Here is a 26,429-nt window from a genome sequence, read left to right on the forward strand (position 1 = left end):
TGCCTGCTTCCATTTGATTCATTCCATATCGGAGAAGCAGGCAATTTCATTTTAAATTAAGAGGCAATCGATTTGTTTTCACCAATGACCGCTTTTTCGAGCAGTTCAGCTACATCATACGTTTTAACATTTTCCTCAACTTCTTTTGCTTTCGTCCCATCAGATAGCATGGTCAGGCAATAAGGACATCCTGAACTGATCACTGTTGGACTGACGGCCAGCGCTTGTTCGGTACGGGCCACATTAATGCGGTTTCCTGTTTCCTCTTCCATCCACATCAAACCGCCTCCAGCACCACAGCACATACCCTTTTCACGGTTACGCTCCATCTCAATAAGTTTCACACCATCAATGGATTGTAAGATTTCACGCGGCGGGCTGTAAACTTCATTGTACCTTCCCAAGTAACAGGAATCGTGGAATGTAATCGTCTCATTCACCGGATACTGAGGCACCAACCTGCCTTCACTGACAAGTTTGGCTAACAGTTCAGTATGGTGATACACTTCCGCTTCCAAGCCAAAATCCGGATACTCATTTTTGAAGATATTGTATGCATGCGGATCGATCGTTACGATTTTCTTTATTTCATTCTTCTGGAATTCTTCTATATTTTTCATTGCAAGTTCCTGGAAAACAAACTCATTACCCAATCGACGGGGAGTATCCCCTGAGTTTTTCTCCTTATTTCCGAGAATTGCGAATTTCACGCCCGCTTCATTCAATAATTTAGCAAAGGAAAGGGCAATCTTCTGGCTACGGTTATCGTACGACCCCATTGAACCTACCCAGAATAAATACTCGAATTCTTCGTCTGCCTTTTGTAATTCCTTCACGGTAGGGACGCTGACATCTTCCCGAAGGCTTCGCCAACCTTCTCTCTCTTTACGGTTCAGTCCCCACGGGTTTCCTTGTCGCTCAATATTCGTCATGGCACGTTGCGCATCAGGATCAAGTCTGCCCTCTGTCAACACTAGATAACGGCGCATATCGATGATTTTGTCGACATGTTCATTCATTACCGGGCATTGATCTTCACAGTTCCGGCATGTGGTACAAGCCCAAAGTTCTTCTTCGGTAATGACTTCACCAATCAGGCTCGGACTGTAAGCTTCGATAGCTGCAGCAGATTCCTGCGCTCCCTGCGTGGCACCAGCCAATGCTATCTTATTTCCCTTCGTATTTCCAAAAACAAAAGATGGCACCCATGGCTGCTTCGTTGTAACAGCAGCGCCTGTATTTGTTAAATGGTCACGCATCTTGATTATGATATCCATCGGTGACAGCATTTTACCGGTACCTGTAGCCGGGCACATATTCGTACAGCGCCCGCACTCCACACAGGCATAGAGGTCCACCATTTGATACTGCGTCAAATCTTCGATATATTTGGCACCGTAATATTGATTGCCTTCTTTGTCGAGAACCTCTTCTTCCAAATCCACCGGTTTCAATTTCCCCGGATTGTCCAGGCGATTCAGGAATACATTTATCGGACCGGCAATCAAGTGAGCATGCTTAGATTGCGGGATATAAACAAGGAAAGATAATATGATCAGTAAATGCAGCCACCAAGCTACATAAAAAACGACTGTTGCCGCTGTAGTCCCCATCCAGCCGAATAGGAAAGCAATGCTTGATGCGACTGGCTCTGACCAAGTTGCATCGTGTCCATGCCAGATCATTCCCATTCCATTCCCCAGTAATACGGTAATCATGATACCGGTTATGAAGATGACAACCAAACCTGCTTTGAAATCCCTTTTCAAGCGAACGAGCTTTTCGACATAACGGCGGTATGCCGCCCATAGGATTGCAACAAGAACGGTAAGCGTCACAATTTCCTGGAAGAAAGTAAAGGCCGGATAAACAGGGCCAAATGGTAAATGCCACCCCGGTCTTAAGCCTTTAACGAAAAAGTCAAGTGCACCAAATTGCACTAAGATGAAACCATAAAATAACATGGCATGAATGATCCCGCTCTTTTTATCTTTAAAGAGCTTCTTCTGACCAAATACATAAACCCCTATTTTAACAAGACGATCTTTCACACGGTTATCGAATTCCACTTTTTTGCCAAGCTTTATATAAGCTATACGAGTCTTTATCAAATAGACAAACAAACCGGCGGCGTAAGCGGTTACAAGCAGGAACGCAACTAAGTTGATCCACAGTAAACCATTCATTTCCATGCAGTCTTTCCCCCTCTTTGGTAAATTGCAAAATTGGCATTTTTCTGAAATTTGATTAATTCCATTATATAATGAATGAGCATTCAGTCAACTTTTTTCTTTCTAAAACTATTTAATTTTTCTGCACCTTAATATATAATTCGACAATTCCGTCTATTACCCTTCTGCATTCTAAAAAAATGAGGCCCCTTTCCCCGCTTTTTAATGGTTACTAACAGGGAATTAGAGCAAAACTAAATATAATCATTTAGGGGGGATTTTCTTTGAAGATAATCACTACGATTGCCTCTATATTTTTATTGATCTTCTCTTGGTGCTGGGTTGATCTTAAGGTAGGGCATAAGCGATATTTGAAGCACGCAACCAACATTAAATTTCCGCCTCGGAACAGCGACATGACTGTATTCACATCAGGGAAAACCCTGTTTGAAGATTATATGAAGGAAGTCAAGCAAGCTCAGGATTCCATCCATATCCTTTTTTATATTGTAAAAAATGATAAATTCAGCAAGGACTTTTTGAAGTTACTGCAGTCAAAAGCGGAAGAGGGCGTGGAAGTGCGGCTTTTAGCCGATTGGATAGGAAGTAAAAAGATGTCCCGCCAAACCATTGAGGAGCTAACTAAAAGCGGCGTTCATTTTTCTTTCAGCTTTAAACCGAAACTCCCCTTCCTTTTCTATACAATACAAAAAAGAAATCACCGTAAGATCACGGTGATAGACGGAAAAATCGGCTATCTTGGCGGCTTTAATATCGGTAAGGAGTATATAAACCAAGGGGAGAAGCTGAACCCTTGGAGAGATTACCATTTAAAAATGACCGGGGAAGGTGTAAAGGACCTTCAGGAAGTCTTCCTCATGGATTGGTTCTATGATACAAACGAGGATTACAGGGGAACACCTGCCTATTTCCCGACATTGACTCCCGGGACGCAGGCACATCAGGTTGTCGTCACGAATGGCAGTGATCTTGAACAGTCACTGACACACATGATCAAGCAAGCCAATAAAAAAATCATCATCGGGACTCCATACTTCATTCCCAGTGAAACTTTATTTCAAGAATTAAGAGGTGCCCTTGCACGCAATGTTTCGGTTACGGTCATCGTACCTGAAATTTCTGACCATACACTTGTCAAGGAAGCTTCTTTTCCCTACTTCCGGGTACTATTAAAAGAAGGGGCGGAAATCATGCAATTTCAAAGAGGGTTCTACCATTCTAAAGTGATCCTGATTGATGATAAAATGTGTGATATCGGTACGGCTAATTTTGATAAACGCAGTTGTTTTTTAAATAGTGAAATCAATTGCATCGTATTTGACCGGACATTTATAGAAGATGTAGAGAAGGAATTGGCAGTGGACCTGGCCGAATCGAAGCCGCTAAACGAGGACGCGCTTTCTAACTTGAATGTAGTCCGTTCAGCAAAAGAATCGCTGGCTTCCATCCTTTCTCCTTTTCTTTGACATCCCGTTGCTCAAGGAGAAAAATATAATGAAAATAAGATTTGGATTTGTATCCAATGCCACCTGTTTATGGGAAGCTTCTCCGGCTAAGACACTTACTTTCAAACGATATAGCACACTTGGCACAGAAAAAGGAATGGAAAAACTCCTGGATGTGACAAGGCAGAACATTGAAAATACCTTAAGGGTCCTTCAATATAACACGGCACACCAAATAGAAATATACCGGATGTCCAGTTCCATTGTTCCTTTAGCCACACATCCCGAAATAGAATGGGATTTCGTCACTCCTTTTAAAAAAGAATGGAAACAGCTTGGCGATTGGGCAACTGCTCACAAGATGAGGATCAGCTTTCATCCCAATCAGTTTACGCTGTTTACCAGCCCTAAGCCCGAGATTACACAAAATGCCGTAAAAGATATGGAGTTCCATTATAAAATGCTTGATGCAATGGGCATTGCGGACACCTCTTTCATCAATATCCATGTCGGTGGGGCCTATGGTGATAAAGAGTCCGCCCTTGTAAGGGTTCATGACAACCTTAAATCGCTGCCTATGCACGTCAAGGAAAGAATGACTTTGGAGAATGATGATAAAACCTATACAGCATCTGAAACCTTGAGCGTATGTAAGAAGGAAGGCATCCCACTTGTATTCGATTACCACCATCATCTCGCAAACCTTTCAGATGAGCCGCTTAACGAGCTGCTCACCGAGGTGTTCACCACTTGGAGTCTGGCAGGGGCGGTACCAAAGATTCATATTTCATCCCCAAAATCGGCAGGTGAATTTCGCTCGCATGCAGATTATATCGATTTGGACTTCATCATGCCCCTTTTTAAAGTTCTTAAGGATCTTGGACAGGACGTGGATTTCATGATCGAGGCCAAGATGAAGGACCGGGCAATGTTGCAGCTGATTGAAGATATAGCTAAGGTTCGTGGTGTGAAAAGGATGAGCGGCGGTGCCGTTGAGTGCTAATTAACCTAAAAAAAGCGGCTGTTTCGCTAGAAACAGCCGCTTTTTCCTTTACATTTTTTCCGGTGCAGAAACCCCAATTATAGCTAATGCATTCTTTAAAGTAATTTGGACGGATTTGACCAGTCCAAGACGCGCCTTACTTCTTTCCATCTCTTCAACATCCAAAACCTTATCTGCATTGTAGAAGCTGTGGAATGTAGAGGCCAGATCGAAAATATAATTCGTCATGCGGTGAGGCATCCGTTTTTCGGCTGCTTCAGCTATTGCCTGCGGGAACTCTCCTAATTTCTTCAAAAGCTCTACTTCTTTTTCAGTAGATAGGGCAGAGAAATCAGTGACTCCTTCATAGCTGATCCCTTGTTCCACACCTTGTCGTAAAATGCTGGAAATACGGGCGTGGGCATACTGTGCATAATAAACCGGGTTTTCATTGGACTGTGATACCGCAAGATCCAAATCGAAGTCCATATGAGTATCCGCACTTCTCATCGCAAAGAAATAACGTGTTGCATCCAGCCCTACTTCATCAATAAGGTCACGCATCGTAACTGCTTTACCGGTACGCTTACTCATCTTCATTTTCTCGCCATCTTTGTACAGGTGAACAAGCTGGATGATTTCCACTTCAAGCTGCTCGCGTTTGTACCCTAATGCTTCGATCGCTGCTTTCATACGCGGTATATAACCGTGGTGGTCTGCACCCCAGATATTGATAAGCGTTTCAAAGCCACGCTCCAATTTATTACGGTGATAGGCAATATCCGGTGTCAGATATGTATAAGACCCATCCTGCTTAATAAGCACCCGGTCTTTATCATCGCCTAATTCCGTAGAGCGGAACCATGTAGCCCCATCTTCCTCGTAAACATGGCCCCTTTCCCTCAACACTTTAAGTGCTTCATCAATTTTACCGTCTTGATATAGAGAGGTTTCGGAGTACCATACATCAAATCCGACACGGAAATTACCCAAGTCCGTTTTCAGTTTTTCCATTTCATATTTCAAGCCGTACTCACGGAAAAATTCAAAACGTTCCTTTTCATCGGCATTTATATATTTATCACCAAATTCACTTGCAAGCGTCTTACCGATGCCAATGATATCTTCGCCATGATAACCGCCCTCCGGCATATCCTTTTCGAGGCCAAGTGCCTGGAAATAGCGGGCTTCTATGGAAATGGCCAAATTATTAATTTGGTTTCCTGCATCATTGATATAGTATTCACGTGAAACATCATAACCTGCTTTAGACAGGATATTACATAACGTATCACCCACTGCTGCACCACGGGCATGACCAAGATGGAGATCACCGGTCGGGTTCGCGGAAACGAACTCCACTTGGATTTTTTCGCCTTTACCAAAGTCACTTTCCCCATATGCTTCATCCACTTCCAAAATGACAGGAATCAATTCTGTCAAATAGGAATTATTCATGTAGAAGTTGATGAAACCAGGTCCTGCAATTTCAATTTTTTCGATGGATGCTTTTGAGTTGTCAAAGTTTTCGATGATTGCCTCTGCTATCATCTTTGGCGCTTTCCTTGCAATCTTCGTTAATTGCATGGCCATATTCGTGGAATAATCTCCGTGTGTTTTATCTCTTGGCAGTTCCAATACAACATTTGGAATCTGCTCTTCCGTCGCTAAACCGGCTTTAATGACTGCCGCTTTAATCTCTTCTTTCAGTTTTTCCTGTACCTCTTTTACTATATTCATGCGCTATGCTTCCTCCTTGTAGGAAATCGTCATCTCATATTGACCGGGTTCGCTTCCCTGCATATGTAACGTATATTTAAGGACAAGTTTCCCTTGTTTGGTCTGCTCATCCCATTGATGATGTATCTTCTTCGCGGTCGTCCGTAATCCTAACCTGCCATATATACTTTCATAATGTCCATTTGTCGCTTCCTGCAGGCGGAATAGCTGCCTCATTTTAATGACACCATTTCTAAGCAGGATCGTTTCATCCGGTTTGTGCTTAATGGTCGTTTGTGTTTGACCGACTTCATTTTCCTCTTTATATTGCAAATATAAATCTGCACCTTTATACATTTTTGTACCAAATGTGACCAGCTCATACGTTTCCGTTTCTGAGCCGTGCTTGATTTTTGTCTGTAAAGTCACTTTAATGGCCTGCTTATCTATATCATGAAGAGTCAAAGCTACACTTCCTTCAACATGTCGTTCTTAACTTTATAAGTATAAATATTCTTCAAGGAAGTTTCAACTTGGAGCGGAAAATAAAGTGTAAATCCAAAATGTGAGGATAAAATGTCGACATCATGTTGTTGCAATTCATTTGATTTTAACGCAATAATGACTCATTGGGGCGGAATTATTCAAAAAGAGTCCCTCAGAAGATGTAAAGTTCTTTTCTGAATGGATAAAAAAAGACCATTCCCACTAAAAAACAGGAACAGTCAAGTCTTCCATCCATTAACCTTTTTGAACCCAACCTAAAATCATTTCACGAATCAGCTTGCTCGCCGTGTTCGCAGTTTGCTCGGATGGATCATAAATCGGTGCGACTTCAACTAAATCGCAGCCGACTACATTAATTTCAGACCGTGCTATCTCATGAATCGAAGCTAAAAGCTCTTTGGAAGTGATGCCTCCACAATCTACGGTGCCTGTTCCCGGCGCATGCGCAGGATCAAGAACATCGATGTCGATCGTCACATATACAGGACGACCAGCTAATTGCGGCAGTACTTCTTTCAGAGGTTCAAGAACTTCAAATTTAGAGATGTGCATGCCATTTTCTTTTGCCCATTGGAATTCTTCCTTCAAACCGGAACGAATGCCGAAAGAGTATACATTTTTCGGACCGATAAGCTCTGCGGATTTACGAATGATGGATGCATGGGAAAGCGGCTCCCCCTCATAATCCTCACGTAAATCTGTATGGGCATCCATATGGATGATTGCCATATCCGGATACTTTTTGTACATGGCTTTAATGACAGGCCATGTGACAAGATGTTCCCCTCCCATACCCATTGGGAACTTACCTGCATCCAACACGCTGTCGACAAATTTTTCAATCATATCGATACTGCGCTGCGGATTGCCGAATGGTAATGGAATATCCCCGGCATCAAAGAATTTAACTTCCTCTAATTCACGATCTAAATACGGGCTGTACTCTTCCAAACCAATTGAAGCTTCACGAATCCGTGTAGGGCCGAAGCGAGAACCCGGGCGAAAACTTACCGTCCAGTCCATCGGCATTCCGTATAGCACAGCTTCCGATTCCTCAAAAACAGGGTGACTTTTAATGAATACATTGCCTGAATAGGCTTCATCGAATTTCATGGTCCATGCCTCCCTTATTTCACTAAATCTTGAACGAATTTAGGCAGAACGAAAGCTGCTTTATGAAGTTCTTTTGTATAATATTTCGTTTCTATTTCATGGAAACGGTCTTCAGTCACTTCTAATGGATTATATTTTTTCGATCCAATCGTGAACGCCCAAAGGCCGCTTGGATAAGTTGGGATATTCGCTAAATAAAGGCTGGTGATAGGGAATATTTCTTTCACATCACGTTGTACATCACGAATTAAGTCCGCTTTAAACCAAGGATTGTCGGATTGTGCCACAAAAATCCCATCTTCTTTCAAAGCTTTGGAAATCCCGGCATAAAAACCTTTTGTGAATAAATTGACAGCAGGTCCGACAGGTTCAGTTGAGTCAACCATGATCACGTCATATTCATTTTCACTTTTTGCGATGTGCATGAAGCCATCCCCAACTTGTACGTCTACACGCGGATCTTCAAGCATGCCTGCAATTTCAGGCAGGAATTTCTTTGAGTATTCGATGACTTTCCCATCGATATCCACCAATGTAGCTTTTTTTACGCTTGGGTGTTTCAGGATTTCACGGATAACTCCTCCGTCCCCTCCTCCTACAACCAAAACGTTTTCTGGATTAGGATGGGTAAATAAAGGAACATGGGCTACCATTTCATGGTAAACGAATTCATCGCGCTGTGAAGTCATTACCATGTCATCCAGCAATAGCATATTGCCCCACTCTTCCGTTTCAATCATATCAAGCTTTTGAAACTCAGTTTGCTCCGTATGTAAAGTACGATTCACTTTCATCGTAATACCAAAGTTCTCTGTTTGTTTTTCAGTAAACCAAATGCTCATTTATTAACGCTCCTTTTCCATTTCATATTGTCAGTCACCTTATAGGTTCCCCAAAATCGGTATAGTCATTAGCTAGAAAAATTATAGACGAATCTAGCAGAATTGCAAGATAAATTTCTTAAATGCAGTTCTTATGTTTAAAATTTTCTTTTTTTTCCATAATAGTAATAGATGATAGATTCTTATGTGATAAGAGAGGTGAAAGCAATGGAATTGATTCCAAGCGAACGATTTAAAAGGACAACTAAATATGTACGGGCCTTCATTATCCTTGCCACAATCGGGCTCACAATACTCTTTGTATTGCTTCTCTCTTTACTGATTTATGCAAAAATATTAGGTCCGCCTCCTTTGGTCGTGCCGCAGTCCACTCTCTATTATAGTGATAATGGAAATGTGATCGGTGAAACGGATAATGGCCAGAAACGTTATTGGGCCGGAATGGAGTCAATTTCACCACAGCTCATCAAAGCGACTGTCGCCGTTGAGGACCGTCAATTTTACACTCATTATGGATTTGATATAAAGCGGATCGGCGGTGCCATCCTTGCTGATATTAAGGCAATGTCCAAAGTCCAGGGGGCAAGCACCATTACCCAGCAATATGCCAGGAACCTGTTTCTTGGGCATGACAAAACATGGTCGCGTAAACTTAATGAGGCCTTTTATACGATACGTTTAGAAATGAACTACTCCAAAAAGGAAATTCTAGAAGGCTATTTAAATACGATTTACTACGGCCATGGCGCATATGGAGCCCAAGCTGCAAGTCAATATTACTTTGGTAAGGATGCCAAGGATTTGACTCTTCCTGAAGCGAGCATGCTGGCCGGAATACCAAAAGGGCCGTCAAACTATTCTCCATTGGATAACTTTGAAAAAGCGAAATCACGGCAGAAAGTTGTCCTGCAAGCCATGAAAAGCAAAAACTACATTTCAGGAAAAAATATTGCGGAAGCGTTGCGAACATCCCTAACATTAAAGGGTGAGCACGGAACGGTCACCAATAAGACCGCTCCCTATTTTCAGGATGCCGTCAAGCAAGCTTTAAAATCTCAGCTACATTTAGATGACCGGACGATTGAGCTGGGCGGGCTTAAGGTCTATACCACACTGGACGAAACCCAGCAGGACGCTGCCGAAGAGGTTCTTTCCAATACCATACCCAAGTCTTCAGGCATTCAAGCCTCGATAGTGGCAATGGATCCGGATACCGGGGAGGTCCGTGCGCTGGTCGGCGGTAAAGATTATTCCGAGTCGCCATTCAATCGAGCTACACAGGCCGTTCGCCAGCCTGGTTCCACAATTAAGCCATTGCTATACTATTCAGCGCTGGAGAATGGTTTCACACCGTCCACCACCTTAAAAAGCGAGACAACTACATTTTCTTTTGATGATGGTCACTCATCTTACACACCGCATAATTACAATCATCAATATGCGGAAGGCGAAATTACGATGGCTCAGGCCATTGCTCTTTCCGATAATATCTTCGCCGTAAAAACGCACTTGTTCCTTGGGGAACAGTCATTGGTCGATACCGCGCATCGTTTCGGCATCACGGCAAAGATGGATGCGGTTCCTTCCCTGGCACTCGGTACGTCAGGTGTAAGGGCGATTGAGATGGTGAACGCATACAGCATTCTGGCTAATGGCGGCAAGAAGGTTGAACCCGTGTTTATCAAAAAGGTTGAAAATCAAAAAGGTGAAGTGATTTTTGATGAAAACGAGAAACCGGAACAGATTCTGGATGAGGACAAGGCATTTGTCATGACCCAGATGCTTACAGGGGTTTTCGATGAAACCTTAAATGGCTATACGAAAGTGACCGGCAGCACCATCAGTTCCCAGCTGACCCGCCCATATGCCGGCAAATCAGGCTCCACCCCGACTGATAGCTGGATGATTGGTTACACACCGGAGCTTGTAGCAGGAGTATGGACTGGATATGATCAAGGCAAAAAGATCGAGATCCCTGCTGAAAAAGGCTATGCAAAGAAAATCTGGGCTTCCTATATGGAAAAGGGCCTACAAGGGAAACCGGCAAAATCGTTCAAGGAAACCGAAAACGTAATCGGGGTAAACGTGAATCCAGTAAGCGGAAAATTGGCAACAAAGGATTGTCCTGTCTCAAGATTGACTTATTATGTTAAAGGAACCGAACCTGTCGAATACTGTGCCGAGCACTTTAAGGGTGAGAATCCGAAACATGCCCCAAAAGAAGAAGAGCATAAAAAGACCCCGTGGTACAAAAAAGTCTTAAAACCTTGGGGATAACGAAAAACCCCCGAAGCCGGCAGCGGCTTCGGGGGTTTTTCTGTCCTAGTTCCACAGTGACTAAACTGCTGTCTTTAAGTTTACTGATTTTATCGCTTTCCTACAAGTGCATTTTTCACTAAACTTAACATTTCATCCATTAAACGAAATTCAAACCGTCAATGACTCCTTCAGCTGATTTGAAGAACGCTCCCACATTCCTGCATCATGGTTTTTCAGGAAGTCTGCAAGCACACGTTTTGATTTATCGTCCATGTCCTCGACGATGATTTGTCGTTTCAGCGATTTATCCATCCGGTTAACATGCTCCGGAAGCGATTTGTAACCGCGTCTAATTGGCCTGTCGACCATCATTTCACATGCTGTCACACCTGCATAGTGCGGACCATTTTGAGTGGCTTCAATGGTTACCCAAACAAGCCAGTAAGGTTTGGCATTCGGGACTTCCTCTTTAGTCTTTAAAAATTTGATCCCTTTTTCCACTGCACTTCTTGCATGCATCGCGCCGATATCGACCTCTGCTTCACCTGCATCCACATCGATGATGACCGGAGAAATATTATCGAGCGTTAAAACCCCTGCTCCATATCCTCCATGACCTTCTGTCGGGTCGTTTTTTATAATATTGAAGCCTACCTTTTTCTTTGGTTGTTCTTCCATGTTTGTATCCCCCTTTATCGTTTGTCATTCCTTATTATTGGTTAAAAAAACAAAAGTGAAAAAAATTGACTCAAGGTGCCACCTACAAATAGAATTCCAGTATCCAAAATCGGTCTTATTGTATATTGACTCAGCGGTGTGATGATCAGAATCAAAAAGATCAGGGAGCCATATTGTTCATACTGGGTCATTTTTGCCCGTAAGTCTGCGGAAACAAGATCCTGGACGATCCTATAACCATCGAGCGGCGGCAGCGGTATCAGATTAAATACAAATAAAAGGACATTTAAATTTATGAGTATATTTAAGAAGGGCTCGACGAAAAATGGTAAATCAGGTCCAGCGCCTGCCGCAAGCAACCCGTAAAAAATTAAATACCCTAAAATTGCAACAATCAAATTACTGATCGGACCGGCAAAAGAGACGAGCACTCCTGCCAACTTTGGATTCTTGAAGTGGAAACGATTAACAGGTACAGGTCGCGCCCAACCGAACCCGGCTATTAATATCAACAATGTTCCGATCGGATCCAAATGAGAAATCGGATTCAATGTGACTCTTCCTTCATTTTTTGCAGTCGGATCACCGAACTTATAGGCCACATAGGCATGGGAAAATTCATGAACCGTAAAGGCGATTAACAGTGACACAATGACATATGGAAGCTTTTCCAAAGGATAAGCCAAAAACCGTTCTATTTGATCAAAAAATTGCATCGATAGCTTCTCCCCCATTGTTTATTACCGTTAGTATACATCAAAAGTGTAAGAAGTGAAAAAACTCTGACTTCCGTGTCTTGCAATTCTTTTTCCATTGTGAAACACTACAAGATAAGAGAGGAAGGGGGGATAAAAGAGATGCCATATGTAACAGTCAAAATGCTTGAAGGCCGTACAGACGAACAAAAAAAGGCTTTAGTCGAAAAGGTGACTGCAGCCGTTACGGAAACAACTGGAGCACCAGCTGAAGCCGTGACGATTTTCATTGAAGAAATGTCAAAAAATCATTTAGCAGTAGCCGGTGTCCGTAAAAGCGATTTATAAGATTTACATAATGGGGAAAAGCTAAGCCATCAATTCGGCTTAGCTTTTGTTTTTAACTGCTCAATATATTCATATGCCTCATCAATTTCTTCAAGCGTATATTTTTGTTTGCTTTTCAACGTGAAAATTTTCTCGGTGACTTCCTCTTTTTCAAGCGTGTCAAAGTATAATACCGTTGAAACCAGCTCCAAAAACCTGGCATTCTGTTCGTTCATATCCTGTAAGCATGCCTCAAGTGCCGGCATCTCCACTTCCTGTATGGATAGGAAATCCTGGCCGGCATCCGTTATCGAATAACAATATTGATAATAACCTGCTTTTTTTTCCCTTACTTCATTCAAGTAACCCATTTCGCAGAGCTCTTCAATCCGTAAGGTCAGCTCCTCCGAATACGGTCCATAAAAGTGAAACTGAAACTTTTCATGAAATGGGAAGGACAGCTTCTTTGCGATATAAACGATTTTTTGTAATTTTTTCCGACCCGAGATTTCACCGGCAGTAGAAATTGCATTGATAATGTTTGCATGATCCTTAAACAAGGCTCGTCACTCCTCACCAAAAATGTACCACTTTAATCCGATAGCTCCAAAAGCTTTCGAATCTGTTTTTTTATATTTTTCTTCGTAGATTCATCACGCAATAAATCCGCTGGATAATACAACTTATGATCCGTTCTTCTTTTCCCTGAAATTGCATCGACAATTTCGGATTCACGCGATAATTCACGAATTTCGCCATTATTTTTCAGCAAGTGAATCGGCAGTCTCTCCTCTTCCTCACCTGGCCGGTAAAAATCATACGGCAGATCTGATGAAGAATCGACGACAAGATAATAATCCGGATCGATTCCTGCCTTCTTGAATAGCGTCCTTAACTCCATCAATCTGTTCATTTGATTGTTCGATGGATGGAATTCCACATATTTAAATAGTTTACGGTTAACGAAGCGAGTGCATAAATCTTTTAAAATCGCATCGTTTTCCTCTTCCCATGCTTCGAAATAATAGAGCATCACCGCTTCATCCATTTTCAAGTAGTCCGTTAAAGTCACTTCTCCCTTGAACAATGAATAAAAATGGTGCGGTGCTTGAGCAAACTCATACCCGGATTCATATAAATGTTTCGCTCTATGTAGAATCTTGGTAAGTATGACCTCCGCACTTCTCGTAACTGGATGGAAATAAACCTGCCAATACATTTGGTAGCGACTCATGATATAATCCTCAACCGCATGCATCCCACTTTGTTTTATGACGGCATGTTCTTCCCTTGGCCTCATTACACGCAAAAGCCTTTCCATATCGAAATGTCCATAACTCACGCCAGTGAAGTAAGCATCACGCTGTAAATAGTCCATTCTATCAGCATCGATCTGACTTGAAATCAGGCTGACTACTAATTTGCCTTTATAGGTTTTCGCTATGACTTCTGCCACTTTTTTAGGAAAATCACGTCCAACTCTAAGGAGGATCTTATTCACTTCCGTATCGCCGAGGATTATCTGCCGTGTGAATTGCTCATGATCCAGGTCGAACACTTTTTCAAAAGAATGAGAGAAAGGACCATGACCCAAATCATGCAGAAGGGCTGCACACAAGGATAGTAACCGTTCCTCAGGTTTCCATTCCGGTCTGCCCTCGAAAACATCATCCACGATTCTCCGGACAATCTCATATACTCCAAGCGAATGGCTAAGCCGGCTATGTTCCGCACCATGAAAGGTTAAATAAGTCGTTCCCAGCTGTTTGATCCTTCGAAGACGCTGGAATTCCTTCGTCCCTATTAAATCCCATATAACCCGGTCACGAACATGTATATATCGGTGCACCGGGTCCTTGAATACTTTTTCTTCTTGTAATTTTTCGCCGGAATATTCCATGAACTACCCTCTTTTTCATAATCTCGATGCACTCATTATAGCGTGTTTTGACAAAAAACCCTAACATCCACCCCGCTAGTAAGAGAGGTCATTTTGTAAGAAAACGGAAGTTTCAATCAGGTTTCGTCTCGAAAATAAGGAAATAAAAAATCACCGCAGTGTGTCGAATCTGGGTGATGATTACTTGTTCCATTTATCAAAAGCAAACAATCCACTCTACCTATATATCATGGATCTTACTTTAGTTTTTTATTGATTTTATCTAGTAACTCGTCTTCTGTCGGTGCAGCAACTGGACGGTTATTGACAAAGGCAAAAGACTTCTTTCTGCCAGGACCGCAATAGGATTGACAGCCCACTTCAATTTTCGCGTCGGGATCAAGCTTTTCAAGACGCGGGATCAATGTTTTAATGTTTACCGCCAAGCAGTCATCGCACACTCTGAATTCATTGGACATCCTCCGGTCACCATCCTTTCCATGACAAACTATTTTTCATCCATTTATATGACTAAAGGGTATTTTACCGTTTCTAATTATGAATATCAAGAGGGCTGAATGCTGTGATAAGGAAAGGGCATCCGCTGGAAAGGGATATAATTAGCCAAAAAACTAGTATCCTTTTAACCTTTTTGTATAAAAAATCCAGATTTTGTCCAAAATGCTAGTAGAACACTCCATAAATCACTGCCACACGATATTTTATATAGTTATTTATTTTAAAAGTTACCAGAAAGGGAGTATGTAGAAATGAAGGTTCGTCAAGACGCCTGGACAGAAGAAGATGATTTGCTTTTGGCAGAAACGGTATTGCGCCATGTGAGGGAAGGCAGCACTCAGCTTAATGCTTTTGAAGAAGTAGGAGATAAGTTGAATCGCACCTCTGCGGCATGCGGATTCCGCTGGAATGCGGTTGTCCGCCATAATTATGACAAAGCGCTTTCCCTTGCCAAGAAACAGCGTAAGCAGCGGCAAAGGATCCTTGGAAAAGATCAAGGAGGGAAAAAACGGCTTCTTTATACACCGCCGTCCCCAACGATTTCCGACATAATAGTTCCCCATGTCCAAGAAGAGGAACTAGAGTTGAAATCCGAAGTCGATACTATCAATTATGAAGCAGCAGAGGAATTCGTTGTGGCTGAAGCCCTCGCTCCTAAGACACAGCACACACCAGTAACTTTGGAAACGGCCATAAGCCTTGATACCGTAATCGCCTATTTGGAATCTATGAATGGCCGCATGCTTCAAGCCGAAGTATTAAAAACCGAAAATGAAAGATTGAAGCTTGAAATTAAAGGGCTGAAAAAGCGAAACGAAGAATTGGAGAATAAAATCAGCCATCTAGAACAAAACAGCGGCTTAATGCAGGAAGATTATGAAACTTTGATGAATATCATGAATCGAGCAAGAAAGCTGGTCTTGTTAGAAGAAGAAGAACGTCCGGCAACTAAGTTCAAGATGGACCGGAATGGCAATTTGGAAAAAATGGCCGAGTAATGAGATAATGTGGGGTTCTGTTATATAGATCAACCACATGCCAAAGGCCGTTTCGCCCAGGTTTATCCGAAAAAAGGAGCCAGCAAGGCTCTTTTTTTCATTGTTTTAAGAAAGAAGGAATAATATATCCCATGACGCCGCTGTCTATCATACAATCCTTTTACAGTTTCAGTGAATGCTAAAGTCGTATTAAATGAAAGAAGCCATTCCTGAATTACTGGAACGGCTTCTTCTTTCATATCAATCCTTTAATGCATCGAAAACTTTATCATTGCGTTCCACCACTCTTGTCAAGTATGCCTCATACATCGGCCATTCCTGAACGGAAAGAGTGTCAGAGAATATCCTTTCGCTATGTTCCTTCAATACATGCAGGAATCTGAGCATAACGTCCTGAACACTTAATTGCACGCCCAACAATTCCGTTAGGGACGCCATTACCGAAGGGACGATATCAGGATAAGCGAATTTGGTTTCTGCATTTCCTTTAGCTGCATCATAAAAACCCTTCACGAGACTGGCACGTTCAGCCCCGCTTCCATTGACACACAAATAGATTTGCACCGCTACGCCATTGCGGATCCTGCGTTGGGATATACCGGCGAACTTTTGCCCATTTATACTTAAATCATAACTACCAGGACAATAGGAACCGACGATTTCCCTTGCCTCCATCGTGACTGGGAAATCGGAAAACATCAATTGGACAAGCTCCCACATCGCATCATATCCACGATTGATTTCAATTTTCTGCTCGTTTTCAGGAAAAATGAGCGAAAAATTAAGGACCCCCTCATCCAGCACGACCGCCAGCCCTCCGGAATTCCTCACGATGGCCTGAAAATCATGTTCTTCTAAATGTTCCAAACCCTTTTTAAGAAAAGGCAACTTCGTATCCTGTATACCCATGACGATGGTTCGATGGTGTACCCATGCCCTGGCTACTGCCGCTGATTTACCTGACCCAACGGAAGCGCAAAATGTATCATCCATCGCAAAGGACTCCAGAGCAGGAAACTGAGGTCCAACGGAAGATTGATCAATAATCCTCCACTCTTGCTGCATTAATAATGAATCTGTCTCACCCATACGAATCTCCCTCTACATTTAATCCTCAAGCTGCCTATTGATACTGCGCCACAAACCCCTGTGCCGCTGTAATGACAGCCAGTTTATATACATCCTCTTCACTGCATCCCCTCGAAAGGTCATTCACCGGACGATTCAGCCCCTGAAGGATCGGACCCACCGCTTCGAAGCCACCCAAGCGCTGTACCATCTTATAGCTAATATTCCCTGCTTCGAGACTTGGGAAAATAAAAACATTCGCATCCCCCTGAATAAGGGAATCCGGTGCTTTTTTTCTTGCTACCGAAGGAACGAAAGCCGCGTCAAACTGAAATTCCCCATCAAGAATGACTTCAGGGTCCATTTCTTTTGCCAAATCCACAGCATCAACCACTTTTAAGGTCTCGGGAGATGTTGCCGATCCCTTCGTCGAAAAGCTCAGCATCGCCACACGCGGTTCGATATCGAACATTCGTGCAGTCTTCGCACTTTCTATAGCAATTTCAGCCAGGTCCTGGGAATTGGGGTTTATATTGATAGCACAATCCGCGAACACATATTTTTCTTCATCCCGGACCATGATGAATACTCCCGATGTTTTTTGGACGCCTGGCTTTGTTTTGATGATCCTTAAGGCGGGACGAACCGTATCTGCAGTCGAATGCGTTGCCCCACTCACCATTCCATGTGCCAGTTTCATATGGACAAGCATGGTTCCAAAATAGTTCTCATCCAATAATATTTCACGAGCTTGTACATCTGTCGCTTTACCATCACGGACCTTCACGAACGCTTCAACCATTTCATCCATCATAATATAATTCTTCGGATCATATATTTCGATTGCCTCAAGGGAGATTTTCAAATCTTTTGCCTTCTCTTGAATCAACCCGATGTCCCCGATCAATACCGGTGTCACCAGTTTAGCCTTGGCAAGCCTTCCTGCCGCTCCCAAAATCCGTTCATCCAACCCTTCTGGAAAAACAATCTTCAAATTATGCCCCATAACTTTTGATTCCAATATTTCGAATAAATCACTCACTGGCTCATCCTCCTTTTTAGATACGTTTCCCCCGTTTTCTCTATGTTTAACCATCCGGTGCTAATCCATTGTCGTCTTCTTTTAAGAATACTCTAGCAGCCAGGTAATTTCCAGCCACTTTGGTACCCTGCCAATCTGCAAATTTGAAAATTGTTTGAACACCGAAAAACAGTGATGGTGTTTGCGGGTTGATATAAATTTCCTTATACTGAAACTATGTTATATTAAAGTTATAATAAGACTTAGGAGTGATCGTAATGAGTGAAGCAGCACAAACACTGGACGGCTGGTATTGTTTACATGATTTCCGTCTGATTGACTGGGCTTCTTGGAAAACGTTATCAAGTGACGAACGCCAATTGGCCATCTCAGAATTCCAAGGTTTACTGGATAAATGGAATATGACACAAAGCGACAATGAAGGCAGCCATGCCCTATATTCCATCGTAGGTCAGAAAGCGGACTTCATGCTTATGTTTGCCCGCCCAACCATGGAAGAATTGAATGCAATTGAAAACGAATTCAACAAGACGAAGCTTGCCGAATATACAGTTCCCGCTTATTCATACGTTTCCGTCGTGGAATTAAGCAATTACTTAGCTGGAGGAGATGGTGAGGACCCTTACCAGAACCCTCATGTCCGTTCCAGACTTTATCCGATACTTCCAAAAGCGAAACATGTATGCTTCTATCCAATGGACAAGCGTCGTGATGGCGATGATAACTGGTATATGCTTTCCATGGAAGAGCGCAAAGGCTTAATGCGTTCCCACGGCTTGATTGGCCGCAGTTATGCCGGTAAAGTAAAACAAATCATTTCGGGTTCTGTCGGTTTTGACGATTATGAATGGGGTGTTACACTATTCGCAGATGATGTCCTTCAATTTAAAAAATTAATCTATGAAATGCGTTTTGATGAAGTGAGTGCACGTTACGCTGCATTTGGTTCTTTCTTTGTAGGCAATATCCTGCCGGAAGAAAACGTACCTTCATTCCTATACGTATAAGACGATGGGCTTCCGGTTTCCGGAAGCTTTTTTTACGTCCCCTCCTTTTTATTTTTCCCCGGCTGTGGAATAAATCCAATCCACATCCCATACATTTTCAATAGTGATGAATTTATTTTTTCACAGTCCCATTCAGCTTCAGGAAAATTGATCAAGGCAATTCCTGACTCCAGCGAGGTGAAGGAACGTTACTTCTATTCATTAGCCGGCAAGAGGATATGGTTTATATCATGAACGGCAGCCGTTATGTATCGCTTAACTTTCATTGTGGTTTTTTAAGCCACCCGGGGATTGTCCAGAAAACATATACAATACTACCGGTCGCTATAAATCGCACAGTTTCTCCCAGTCCACACTCTCGGATTGTCCAAATTCCACAGCATCAACTAAACCTTGAATTTAGGAGGGAATGCAATGTCACAAAATAATCCTTATGGTAACTACCCGTACGGGGGAAGCCCCTATTACCCCTATGAGAATAATGAGCATGAACTAAGGCAGCAGAATCCTAACCAGCAACAAGGTTACCCACAGCAAGGATACCAACAACCATCATACCAGCCACAACAGCCCACTATGGCAGGCACGCCACAACCAGTGCCGATGCAGGTGAGTCCAGCCACTTCCGGACCACAGATACCCGGCATGCTTCCGGTCGAACAGTCGTACATCGAGAACATCTTGCGTTTGAATAAAGGGAAATTGGCCACTGTTTATACAACGTTTGAAAACAACAAGGAATGGAATGCCAAGATCTTCAAAGGAATCATCGAGGCTGCAGGACGCGATCACTTAATCATAAGCGATCCTCAAACGGGAAAACGATACTTAATCCCGATGGTATACTTAGATTATATAACGTTTGATGAAGAAATCGAATATGAATATCCATTTGGAGGCACTGGGCTTACCACCTATTCGCCAAGGTGATTAAAATCCAATAAAGAAGAGCCTCAGAATCTATTTGATTTTGAGGCTCTTCTTATATTGGAATGACTTTTTCTTTACAAGTATTTATATGCAGCAATGATCATCAAGACCCAAGCAACCAAGAATGAAACCCCGCCAAGCGGTGTGATGGCACCAAGGACTTTGATTTGCGTAACGCTTAGAACGAATAGGCTTCCGGAAAACAGGATAATTCCTATTAGCATAAGCCAGCCGGACCAGTTGATCAGCGGACTTGAAATCTTCCCAGCCAATATTCCGATTACCAATAAACCAACCGCATGGAACATTTGATATTGAACAGCGGTTTGCCAGGTTTCTAAATATTTATCAGGAATTTTCCCTTCCAGCCCGTGTGCACCGAATGCACCTAGTGCCACAGCAATAAACCCATTCAATGCACCTAAAATGATGAACAGTTTCAATTATTTCGCTCCCCTTCCCTAATTTAAAAATCGAACAAGGACTCCCCATTGGCCTCATCCATTTTAACCGGTTCTACATTCGGTGTAGCCGACATAACGGGCTGGGTCAATGTGATTGGCTTCGGCATGCTGATGTTCGCTGCTTTTTCATCCACCATCACTTCACAAAGGGACTTAATGGCGATTACATACCCCTGCACCTTATCCTCTGAATTTGCCTGTTTCGCTTTCAAAACAAGCTCTTCGATTTTATCTAACATTTGTCTTGATGAAATATCCAACTTTACCACCTCGTCTATATACAGGTCAAAACTATCATAACTAGCATAGCAAAAATCAGAGAAGAAAACACCTTGCATATTTCCTACCTCTTAATTGCCTTGGCTTGAAATTTCCAAGCATGGCTGTCCTGAAGAATGAAAGACATCAAGAGAAGGCTAGTTTGATGTTTTAAATTGAAAAGCACGGCAGTCCTTTGGAAAACTGGGATCCCAAGTTATTTAGAAATGACGGCATGCCATACAATTCACCCGTTTCGTTTTCTTGCCCATATCATCGGTTCGAGATTTTCCAATCAATTGGGGATTCCCCCATTTCCATCAGCAATTGATTTGTTTTGGAAAAAGGTTTGGTGCCAAAGAAACCACGGGAAGCCGACAGCGGACTCGGATGTACGGACTTAATGACTTTATGGCGGGTTTCATCAATCAAAGGGATTTTGGTTTGAGCAGGTTTCCCCCACAGGATGAATACAACCGGTTTCGGACGGTCATTCAATAGGCGAATAACTTGATTCGTAAAGATTTCCCATCCTTTTCCTCGGTGTGAGTGGGCTTCTCCCTCACGTACAGTCAAGACGGTATTCAATAGGAGCACTCCCTGTTTTGCCCATTCGGCTAGGTAACCGTTATCAGGAACCTCATAGCCTAAATCGGTGTGTAACTCTTTAAAGATATTTCTTAAAGAAGGTGGGATTCGAACCTCCGGCTTAACTGAAAAACTAAGGCCATGCGCTTGACCCTGGCCATGGTAAGGGTCCTGTCCAAGGATGACAACTTTTACGTCTTCATAAGGAGTATAGTGAAGCGCATTGAAAATATCGTCCTGATCCGGATGAATGACTTGCTGACTGTACTCTTGCTTTATGAATTCCCTTAGCTCCTGGTAATATTCTTTTTTGAACTCCTCTTTCAATAGAGGCCACCAATCATTTGTTAATAACTGCTTTGCCATCTGCCACAGCCCCTCTCCACTTTTTGAAACTATATTATATCAAACTACATCCTAGCCTTTTTCCATAGATTACGATTTATGTTTCTATATACCCCAAAAGTGGGAAAGTAGAAAGTTAGCAAGCAATTTAACTATGTTGGAGGATTCCCTATGAAAAAATGGTACAAAAGAAAACGATTTTATCTGCTTGTCAGCATTTTGATCGTCATTGCACTCGTAATCTTCTATAACAGCTACAAGCCTCTCCCCGATGGTGTTTCCTATGAAGGAAAGGTTCACCATGTCGAGGATATCGATTTCATCTATGACCTTTCCTATCACGATGAACAAGGGGATCTGCAACATGAGCAGCGAATTTTCCAAACCATAAATCAAGCCATAGAAGAGGCTGATTCTTATATCGTAATCGATATGTTTTTGTTTAATGCTTTTTATGATGAAAAGATAAACTTCCCGAAGCTAACCGAAACTCTGAAGGATAATCTGGTTGAACAGAAGAAAAAGAAACCTGACCTCCAGGTTATATTCATTACTGATGAAGTGAATACTTCCTATAATGCCTACCAGTTAGAGGCATTGGAAACGATGAAGAAAAATGGAATTGATGTCATTGTTACCAACTTAGACCGCCTCCGTGATCCGAATCCTCTCTATTCAGGTGTGTATCGGACCTTTTTCCAATGGTTCGGTGAAAGCGGGAAAGGCTGGATTGTGAATCCAATGGCTAAAAGCGCACCAAAGGTCACCTTGCGTTCTTATCTTAGACTGATGAATATCAAAGCCAATCACAGAAAAGTGGTCGCTACTGAAAAAACGGCCATCATCTCATCTGCCAATCCTCATGACGCAAGTGGATTCCATTCCAATATTGCGTTCCAGATGGATGGGAATATCATCGGCGATTTTGTTAAAGCCGAAGAAGCCGCTTCGAAATTCTCGGGAGGACCAAAGTCATTTCCTGAGTTCAAAGGGACATCAGCAGATAAAGGACCGATATCGGTACAACTGCTAACGGAAGGTAAAATCAATAAACACGTCCTTAAAGCAATTAAGGATGCAAAAAAGGGTGACAAGATCCATCTTGCCATGTTCTACATTGCCGATCGTGAGGTTGTCGAGGCATTTACGGATGCAGCTAAACGGGGTGTGAAAATTGAAATGATATTGGATCCGAATCAAAACGCTTTCGGAAGTGAGAAAATCGGACTTCCCAATCTTCCGGTTGCCGCCGAATTCGAAAAATTGGGGGATAAAAACATCTCGATCCGCTGGTACAAAACAGATAAAGAACAGTTCCATACAAAGTTGATGATGATCCAAAAGGCTAATGAGACGGTTATCCTTGGAGGATCGGCTAATTATACCTCACGCAATCTGGATGATTATAATCTTGAAGCGAATGTTGAAATCCATGCTCCAAATGATGCGGACATTTCCATGGATGTCGATAGCTATTTTCAAAGACTTTGGACAAATCAAAATGGAACATACACGGTGGATTACAGTGAATATCAGAAGAAACTGCCTGTCTTTAAATACTTGACCTACCGCATTCAGAAGGTGTTCCGCTTCACCACTTACTAAAATTTCCTTCGATATAAATGTTTATCAGTGCCCAAATAAGGTTATATACTACTATAGCCAACAAGCAACTGTAATAAGCAAGATTCCATTTACCTATATCCAAGAGAATCTTACTAAAATTCAAGGAGGAGTTTATATGTATCAAGTACATGTAGTAGAAAACGGTTTACAAGCAAAGGAAAAAATCGATGAATTAGTTACATCAGGTTATACGAAAGACGATGTATATTTGTTTGCCCATGATAAAACCCGTTCAAAGCACCTTACCGAGAATACAAATACAGAAGGTGTAGGCATGAAGGAACAAGGTTTCCTTGATAGCGTCGGAAATCTCTTTAAATCACGAGGAGATGAACTTCGTAACCGAATGAGCAACCTTGGCCTTAGTGATATGGAGGCAGAACGTTACGAGGAAGTGCTTGACGAAGGAAAAGTAGTCATCGTTGCTTCCAAACAAGATAATAAAGACGGGGTTACACACTAATACCCGATAACCATTTCCCTATATGAATATAAAAAACGAGGCACCTTAACCGGCAGCCTCGTTTTTTTATATTCATTATCCAAGGATTCTTTGGTATATGGCCTTTGCATGGATCATGTCCTTCGTACCGTGAATCAACGCCCTGCCATCCTTGAAAATGACTATACGCTCCCCATTTTTTTCACAAGAGAGAAGAAATGGATTGAATTTCACCAAATAGCCGCTGCCGTTCAGATCTTTGGCTAATTTATCGAGTTGCAGTTCCAAAGGTTTTGGCGGTCTTACCTGTACAGTATCCCTCCCGCAAAGAACAGCCGTTTTCGTTGCATTTTCCATTGTTAAAAAGGGATATGTCCTCTGCTCTCCGCATGAGAGACAATCTTTCTTTTTCGCTTTTGTTAATTTAACGGTTTGGTATTGATTTCTCCACAGATCAAAAGTAACAAGTGCAGGCCGTACCGATTCCCAATCTTCAACAAGTATTTTCAAAGCTTCGGCAGTTTGGTGTGCCACTACCATCGTTACAGCTGGTGATATGATTCCTCCTGTGTCACAGGTCATTCCTTGAATGGGGATTGCTTTAAGCAAACAGTGCAAACATGGAGTCTGTCCGGGAAGGATCGTCAAAGTCATGCCGACACTCCCCACACATGCCCCATAAATCCACGGTATATGAAGCTTTTGTGATAAATCATTAATAATCATCCGTGTCTCAAAATTATCGGTTGCATCCAATATCAAATCCACATCACCAAGCAGCTGTTCGAGGTTCTGGGCAGTTGCGTCCATGATGATTGCATTCACTTCAACTTCATGATTGATATCAAATAAATGACGCTTTGCCGCTTCTGCTTTTGGCAGTTTCTCATCGACATCCCGTTCCGTATACATTTGTTGGCGCTGTAAATTACTGGTCTCGACATAATCCCTGTCGACAATGGTAAGCTTCCCTACTCCTGCACGAGTAAGGGCCTCGGCATTAGCAGATCCCAAAGCCCCTGCCCCAAGAAGCAAGACATGCTTCTTCATAATTTTCAATTGGCCCCCTTCACCAATGGGGGCGAATAAAGTCTGCCTTGAAAATCGCTCTTTCACCGTGAACCCTCCCTTCCGAACGCTTTAGCCTCCACTGACTGGTGGAATGAAAGCAACTGTATCTCCATCAGATAGAATCGTGTCATCATCGGCAAATTCTTCATTGACCGCTGTCATCACGGTTTCAAGACCTTCTAAATGAAAATCTACCTTCATTTTTCCTTTTAGCTGGGCTACACTCATTCCATTTCCTTCTATAGAAAGAGTCTCTTTGCCTAGCTCATCTTTCAATTGGGCAAATAAAAGTACATTAATCATCAATATCCCCCTCTTCCGGTTTCCCCGTTGGATATGGAACAGTTTCCAGCTGGTTTCCGACCCATGTCTCCCCATCTTCCCAGTGTTCTTTTTTCCAGATCGGGACGATTTCTTTAATTCTTTCAATCGCATACCTGTTTGCCTCATATGCATCATTTCGATGTGGCGTACTAACGGCAATAACCACTGCGATATCCGTGATTTCAAGTTTACCTACACGATGGGTGATCGCCGTTTCTGCATCAGGCCATCGCTCCTTGATCTCAGATCCAATTTGCTCCAATTTCTTGATAGCCATCGGTTCATACGCTTCGTAAATTAGGAAGAGAGTCTTTTTCCCTTTCGTCATTTCCCTCACTGTACCAATGAAGGTCGTGACGGCACCTGCATTTCGCTTGACTACTTTATCTATCACTTCCTGGATGACAATGGGCTCTTTTGAAATATTATAATTCATGTCTACCATCCTTTATATATAATTCAGTTTGATCAATATAACCTGCCTCTTGATAATCTTCCCTCGTATTCATATTGAAAAAAAGGTATTGAAAATGTTCAGGATTCTCGCGATATAACTTAAAGTCAGTTTCTTTCATGATTTTCACCGAAATCTTTTCCAAAAATAGACTCATTTTTAATTCTTGTTTTAATAAACACTCCGTCAGTACAGGAAGACACCTTTTATGGTAAACAGCAAAAAGCGGCTGGAGCCTGCCATTTATTTCTGGAATGACGGCATCGAATTCAGGTTCATAATGGGAAATGATATCCTTTATGGCATCTGCACTCACAAATGGCATATCGCAGGCTACAAGGAACTGAAGCTCCGTTTTCGATGAGGTCAACCCTGCATGCAATCCGCCAAGAGGGCCTTGATCCTTATGTAAATCCGGGATTAGCGGAAGTTGCAGAAAATGATATTCTTCAAATGTATTCGTAATGACCATAATGTTTTCTGACACCTTTTTCAATTCGGATGCCACTCTTGAAATGTTCACAACGCCACCTATGGTCAAGAGGGCCTTATTGACTCCCATCCGGCTTGATTTCCCACCAGCTAAAAGCAACATTGTCCATTCCATAAGAATCACCCTCCCTTTTTTGGGTTTAATCCAGCATTTAACGGTAAA

Annotated in this window: 28 protein-coding genes; 9 read left to right on the plus strand and 19 right to left on the minus strand. The window is 42.4% G+C overall.

The genetic code is table 11. The features are described 5' to 3' along the window. Nucleotides 1–56: 56 nt before the first annotated feature. Nucleotides 57–2,186, minus strand: coding sequence for a (Fe-S)-binding protein (locus NYE63_RS27670; protein WP_342605881.1), 2,130 nt, complete (start codon nt 2,184–2,186; stop codon nt 57–59). Nucleotides 2,187–2,455: 269 nt separating this feature from the next. Between NYE63_RS27670 and cls the strand changes: the two genes are divergently transcribed. After that, a complete protein-coding gene (cls, locus tag NYE63_RS27675; protein ID WP_342603569.1) occupies nt 2,456–3,658 on the plus strand; it encodes a cardiolipin synthase in 1,203 nt (400 codons plus the stop codon). A gap of 28 nt (nt 3,659–3,686) precedes the next feature. Further along, nucleotides 3,687–4,640 (plus strand): UV DNA damage repair endonuclease UvsE, encoded by a 954-nt coding sequence (uvsE, locus tag NYE63_RS27680; RefSeq protein WP_342603570.1) that lies wholly within the window; start codon nt 3,687–3,689, stop codon nt 4,638–4,640. A gap of 48 nt (nt 4,641–4,688) precedes the next feature. On the opposite strand, the gene argS is transcribed toward uvsE, so the two are convergent. The 4 genes from argS to speE form a co-directional block, all read right to left on the minus strand. Continuing rightward, nucleotides 4,689–6,359 (minus strand): arginine--tRNA ligase, encoded by a 1,671-nt coding sequence (argS, locus tag NYE63_RS27685; RefSeq protein ID WP_342603571.1) that lies wholly within the window; start codon nt 6,357–6,359, stop codon nt 4,689–4,691. A gap of 3 nt (nt 6,360–6,362) precedes the next feature. Beyond that, nucleotides 6,363–6,803, minus strand: coding sequence for a DUF1934 domain-containing protein (locus NYE63_RS27690; protein ID WP_342603572.1), 441 nt, complete (start codon nt 6,801–6,803; stop codon nt 6,363–6,365). A 276-nt stretch (nt 6,804–7,079) separates the two neighbouring features. Beyond that, on the minus strand, nt 7,080–7,958 hold the full coding sequence (gene speB / locus NYE63_RS27695; protein ID WP_342603573.1) for an agmatinase: 879 nt from the start codon (nt 7,956–7,958) through the stop codon (nt 7,080–7,082). 14 nt (nt 7,959–7,972) lie between these two features. Then, nucleotides 7,973–8,800, minus strand: a complete 828-nt coding sequence (speE, locus tag NYE63_RS27700) for a spermidine synthase (protein ID WP_053348438.1) — start codon at nt 8,798–8,800, stop codon at nt 7,973–7,975. Nucleotides 8,801–9,007: 207 nt separating this feature from the next. Here speE and NYE63_RS27705 point away from each other — a divergent pair, with 207 nt between their 5' ends. Next, the gene (locus NYE63_RS27705; RefSeq protein ID WP_342603574.1) at nt 9,008–11,077 is read left to right on the plus strand and encodes a PBP1A family penicillin-binding protein; all 2,070 of its coding nucleotides are present in this window, start codon (nt 9,008–9,010) and stop codon (nt 11,075–11,077) included. 150 nt (nt 11,078–11,227) lie between these two features. On the opposite strand, the gene NYE63_RS27710 is transcribed toward NYE63_RS27705, so the two are convergent. Continuing rightward, nucleotides 11,228–11,737, minus strand: coding sequence for a YwhD family protein (locus NYE63_RS27710; protein ID WP_342603575.1), 510 nt, complete (start codon nt 11,735–11,737; stop codon nt 11,228–11,230). A gap of 41 nt (nt 11,738–11,778) precedes the next feature. Beyond that, nucleotides 11,779–12,453, minus strand: a complete 675-nt coding sequence (locus NYE63_RS27715; protein ID WP_342603576.1) for a site-2 protease family protein — start codon at nt 12,451–12,453, stop codon at nt 11,779–11,781. Between the two features lie 141 nt (nt 12,454–12,594). Here NYE63_RS27715 and NYE63_RS27720 point away from each other — a divergent pair, with 141 nt between their 5' ends. Continuing rightward, entirely contained in the window at nt 12,595–12,780 is a 186-nt protein-coding gene (locus NYE63_RS27720) for a 2-hydroxymuconate tautomerase (RefSeq protein ID WP_034315897.1), read from the plus strand. A gap of 29 nt (nt 12,781–12,809) precedes the next feature. Here NYE63_RS27720 and NYE63_RS27725 read toward each other — a convergent pair whose 3' ends face one another. From NYE63_RS27725 to NYE63_RS27735, 3 genes are all read right to left on the minus strand, one after another. After that, nucleotides 12,810–13,319 (minus strand): hypothetical protein, encoded by a 510-nt coding sequence (locus NYE63_RS27725; protein WP_034315899.1) that lies wholly within the window; start codon nt 13,317–13,319, stop codon nt 12,810–12,812. Nucleotides 13,320–13,351: 32 nt separating this feature from the next. After that, nucleotides 13,352–14,659, minus strand: coding sequence for an HD domain-containing protein (locus NYE63_RS27730; protein ID WP_342603577.1), 1,308 nt, complete (start codon nt 14,657–14,659; stop codon nt 13,352–13,354). A gap of 236 nt (nt 14,660–14,895) precedes the next feature. Continuing rightward, a complete protein-coding gene (locus tag NYE63_RS27735; protein ID WP_048683566.1) occupies nt 14,896–15,117 on the minus strand; it encodes a DUF1450 domain-containing protein in 222 nt (73 codons plus the stop codon). Between the two features lie 291 nt (nt 15,118–15,408). On the opposite strand from NYE63_RS27735, the gene NYE63_RS27740 reads away from it, so the two are divergent. Beyond that, a complete protein-coding gene (locus tag NYE63_RS27740) occupies nt 15,409–16,155 on the plus strand; it encodes an RsfA family transcriptional regulator (protein WP_342603578.1) in 747 nt (248 codons plus the stop codon). 240 nt (nt 16,156–16,395) lie between these two features. Here NYE63_RS27740 and NYE63_RS27745 read toward each other — a convergent pair whose 3' ends face one another. Continuing rightward, complete coding sequence (locus NYE63_RS27745) at nt 16,396–17,244, minus strand: lipoate--protein ligase family protein (RefSeq protein ID WP_342603579.1); 849 nt, start codon at nt 17,242–17,244, stop codon at nt 16,396–16,398. Nucleotides 17,245–17,278: 34 nt separating this feature from the next. Then, nucleotides 17,279–18,265 carry a phosphate acetyltransferase gene (pta, locus tag NYE63_RS27750; protein WP_342603580.1) on the minus strand — a complete coding sequence of 329 codons (987 nt, stop codon included), beginning with the start codon at nt 18,263–18,265 and terminating at the stop codon, nt 17,279–17,281. 257 nt (nt 18,266–18,522) lie between these two features. Here pta and hemQ point away from each other — a divergent pair, with 257 nt between their 5' ends. Together hemQ and gerQ are read left to right on the plus strand one after the other, a co-directional pair. Then, on the plus strand, nt 18,523–19,272 hold the full coding sequence (gene hemQ, locus NYE63_RS27755) for a hydrogen peroxide-dependent heme synthase (protein WP_063234194.1): 750 nt from the start codon (nt 18,523–18,525) through the stop codon (nt 19,270–19,272). A gap of 414 nt (nt 19,273–19,686) precedes the next feature. Continuing rightward, a complete protein-coding gene (gerQ, locus tag NYE63_RS27760) occupies nt 19,687–20,202 on the plus strand; it encodes a spore coat protein GerQ (RefSeq protein WP_342603581.1) in 516 nt (171 codons plus the stop codon). A gap of 74 nt (nt 20,203–20,276) precedes the next feature. Here gerQ and NYE63_RS27765 read toward each other — a convergent pair whose 3' ends face one another. The 3 genes from NYE63_RS27765 to NYE63_RS27775 all read right to left on the minus strand — a co-directional run bounded on the left by NYE63_RS27765 (nt 20,277) and on the right by NYE63_RS27775 (nt 21,878). Next, complete coding sequence (locus NYE63_RS27765; protein WP_098370223.1) at nt 20,277–20,645, minus strand: DUF423 domain-containing protein; 369 nt, start codon at nt 20,643–20,645, stop codon at nt 20,277–20,279. A 23-nt stretch (nt 20,646–20,668) separates the two neighbouring features. Further along, entirely contained in the window at nt 20,669–20,926 is a 258-nt protein-coding gene (locus NYE63_RS27770) for a YwdI family protein (protein ID WP_076368544.1), read from the minus strand. A 271-nt stretch (nt 20,927–21,197) separates the two neighbouring features. Then, the gene (locus tag NYE63_RS27775) at nt 21,198–21,878 is read right to left on the minus strand and encodes a uracil-DNA glycosylase (RefSeq protein WP_342603582.1); all 681 of its coding nucleotides are present in this window, start codon (nt 21,876–21,878) and stop codon (nt 21,198–21,200) included. A 150-nt stretch (nt 21,879–22,028) separates the two neighbouring features. Here NYE63_RS27775 and NYE63_RS27780 point away from each other — a divergent pair, with 150 nt between their 5' ends. Beyond that, complete coding sequence (locus tag NYE63_RS27780) at nt 22,029–23,462, plus strand: phospholipase D family protein (RefSeq protein ID WP_342603583.1); 1,434 nt, start codon at nt 22,029–22,031, stop codon at nt 23,460–23,462. 136 nt (nt 23,463–23,598) lie between these two features. Then, nucleotides 23,599–23,946 (plus strand): general stress protein, encoded by a 348-nt coding sequence (locus NYE63_RS27785; RefSeq protein ID WP_063234200.1) that lies wholly within the window; start codon nt 23,599–23,601, stop codon nt 23,944–23,946. Nucleotides 23,947–24,021: 75 nt separating this feature from the next. Here NYE63_RS27785 and NYE63_RS27790 read toward each other — a convergent pair whose 3' ends face one another. Genes NYE63_RS27790 through NYE63_RS27805 form a run of 4 tightly spaced genes read right to left on the minus strand, consistent with a single transcriptional unit; the run spans nt 24,022 to nt 26,381 of the window. After that, on the minus strand, nt 24,022–25,041 hold the full coding sequence (locus tag NYE63_RS27790) for a MoeB/ThiF family adenylyltransferase (RefSeq protein WP_342603584.1): 1,020 nt from the start codon (nt 25,039–25,041) through the stop codon (nt 24,022–24,024). 24 nt (nt 25,042–25,065) lie between these two features. Further along, nucleotides 25,066–25,299, minus strand: coding sequence for a molybdopterin converting factor subunit 1 (gene moaD, locus NYE63_RS27795; protein WP_342603585.1), 234 nt, complete (start codon nt 25,297–25,299; stop codon nt 25,066–25,068). Continuing rightward, nucleotides 25,292–25,756 (minus strand): molybdenum cofactor biosynthesis protein MoaE, encoded by a 465-nt coding sequence (locus NYE63_RS27800; protein WP_063234203.1) that lies wholly within the window; start codon nt 25,754–25,756, stop codon nt 25,292–25,294. Before NYE63_RS27800 ends, moaD begins: the two co-directional genes overlap by 8 nt. Further along, nucleotides 25,746–26,381, minus strand: coding sequence for a molybdenum cofactor guanylyltransferase (locus NYE63_RS27805; protein WP_342603586.1), 636 nt, complete (start codon nt 26,379–26,381; stop codon nt 25,746–25,748). Before NYE63_RS27805 ends, NYE63_RS27800 begins: the two co-directional genes overlap by 11 nt. Between the last annotated feature and the right edge of the window lie 48 nt (nt 26,382–26,429).

It is taken from the genome of Peribacillus sp. FSL E2-0159, from assembly GCF_038643155.1.
Classification (GTDB): domain Bacteria; phylum Bacillota; class Bacilli; order Bacillales; family DSM-1321; genus Peribacillus; species Peribacillus simplex.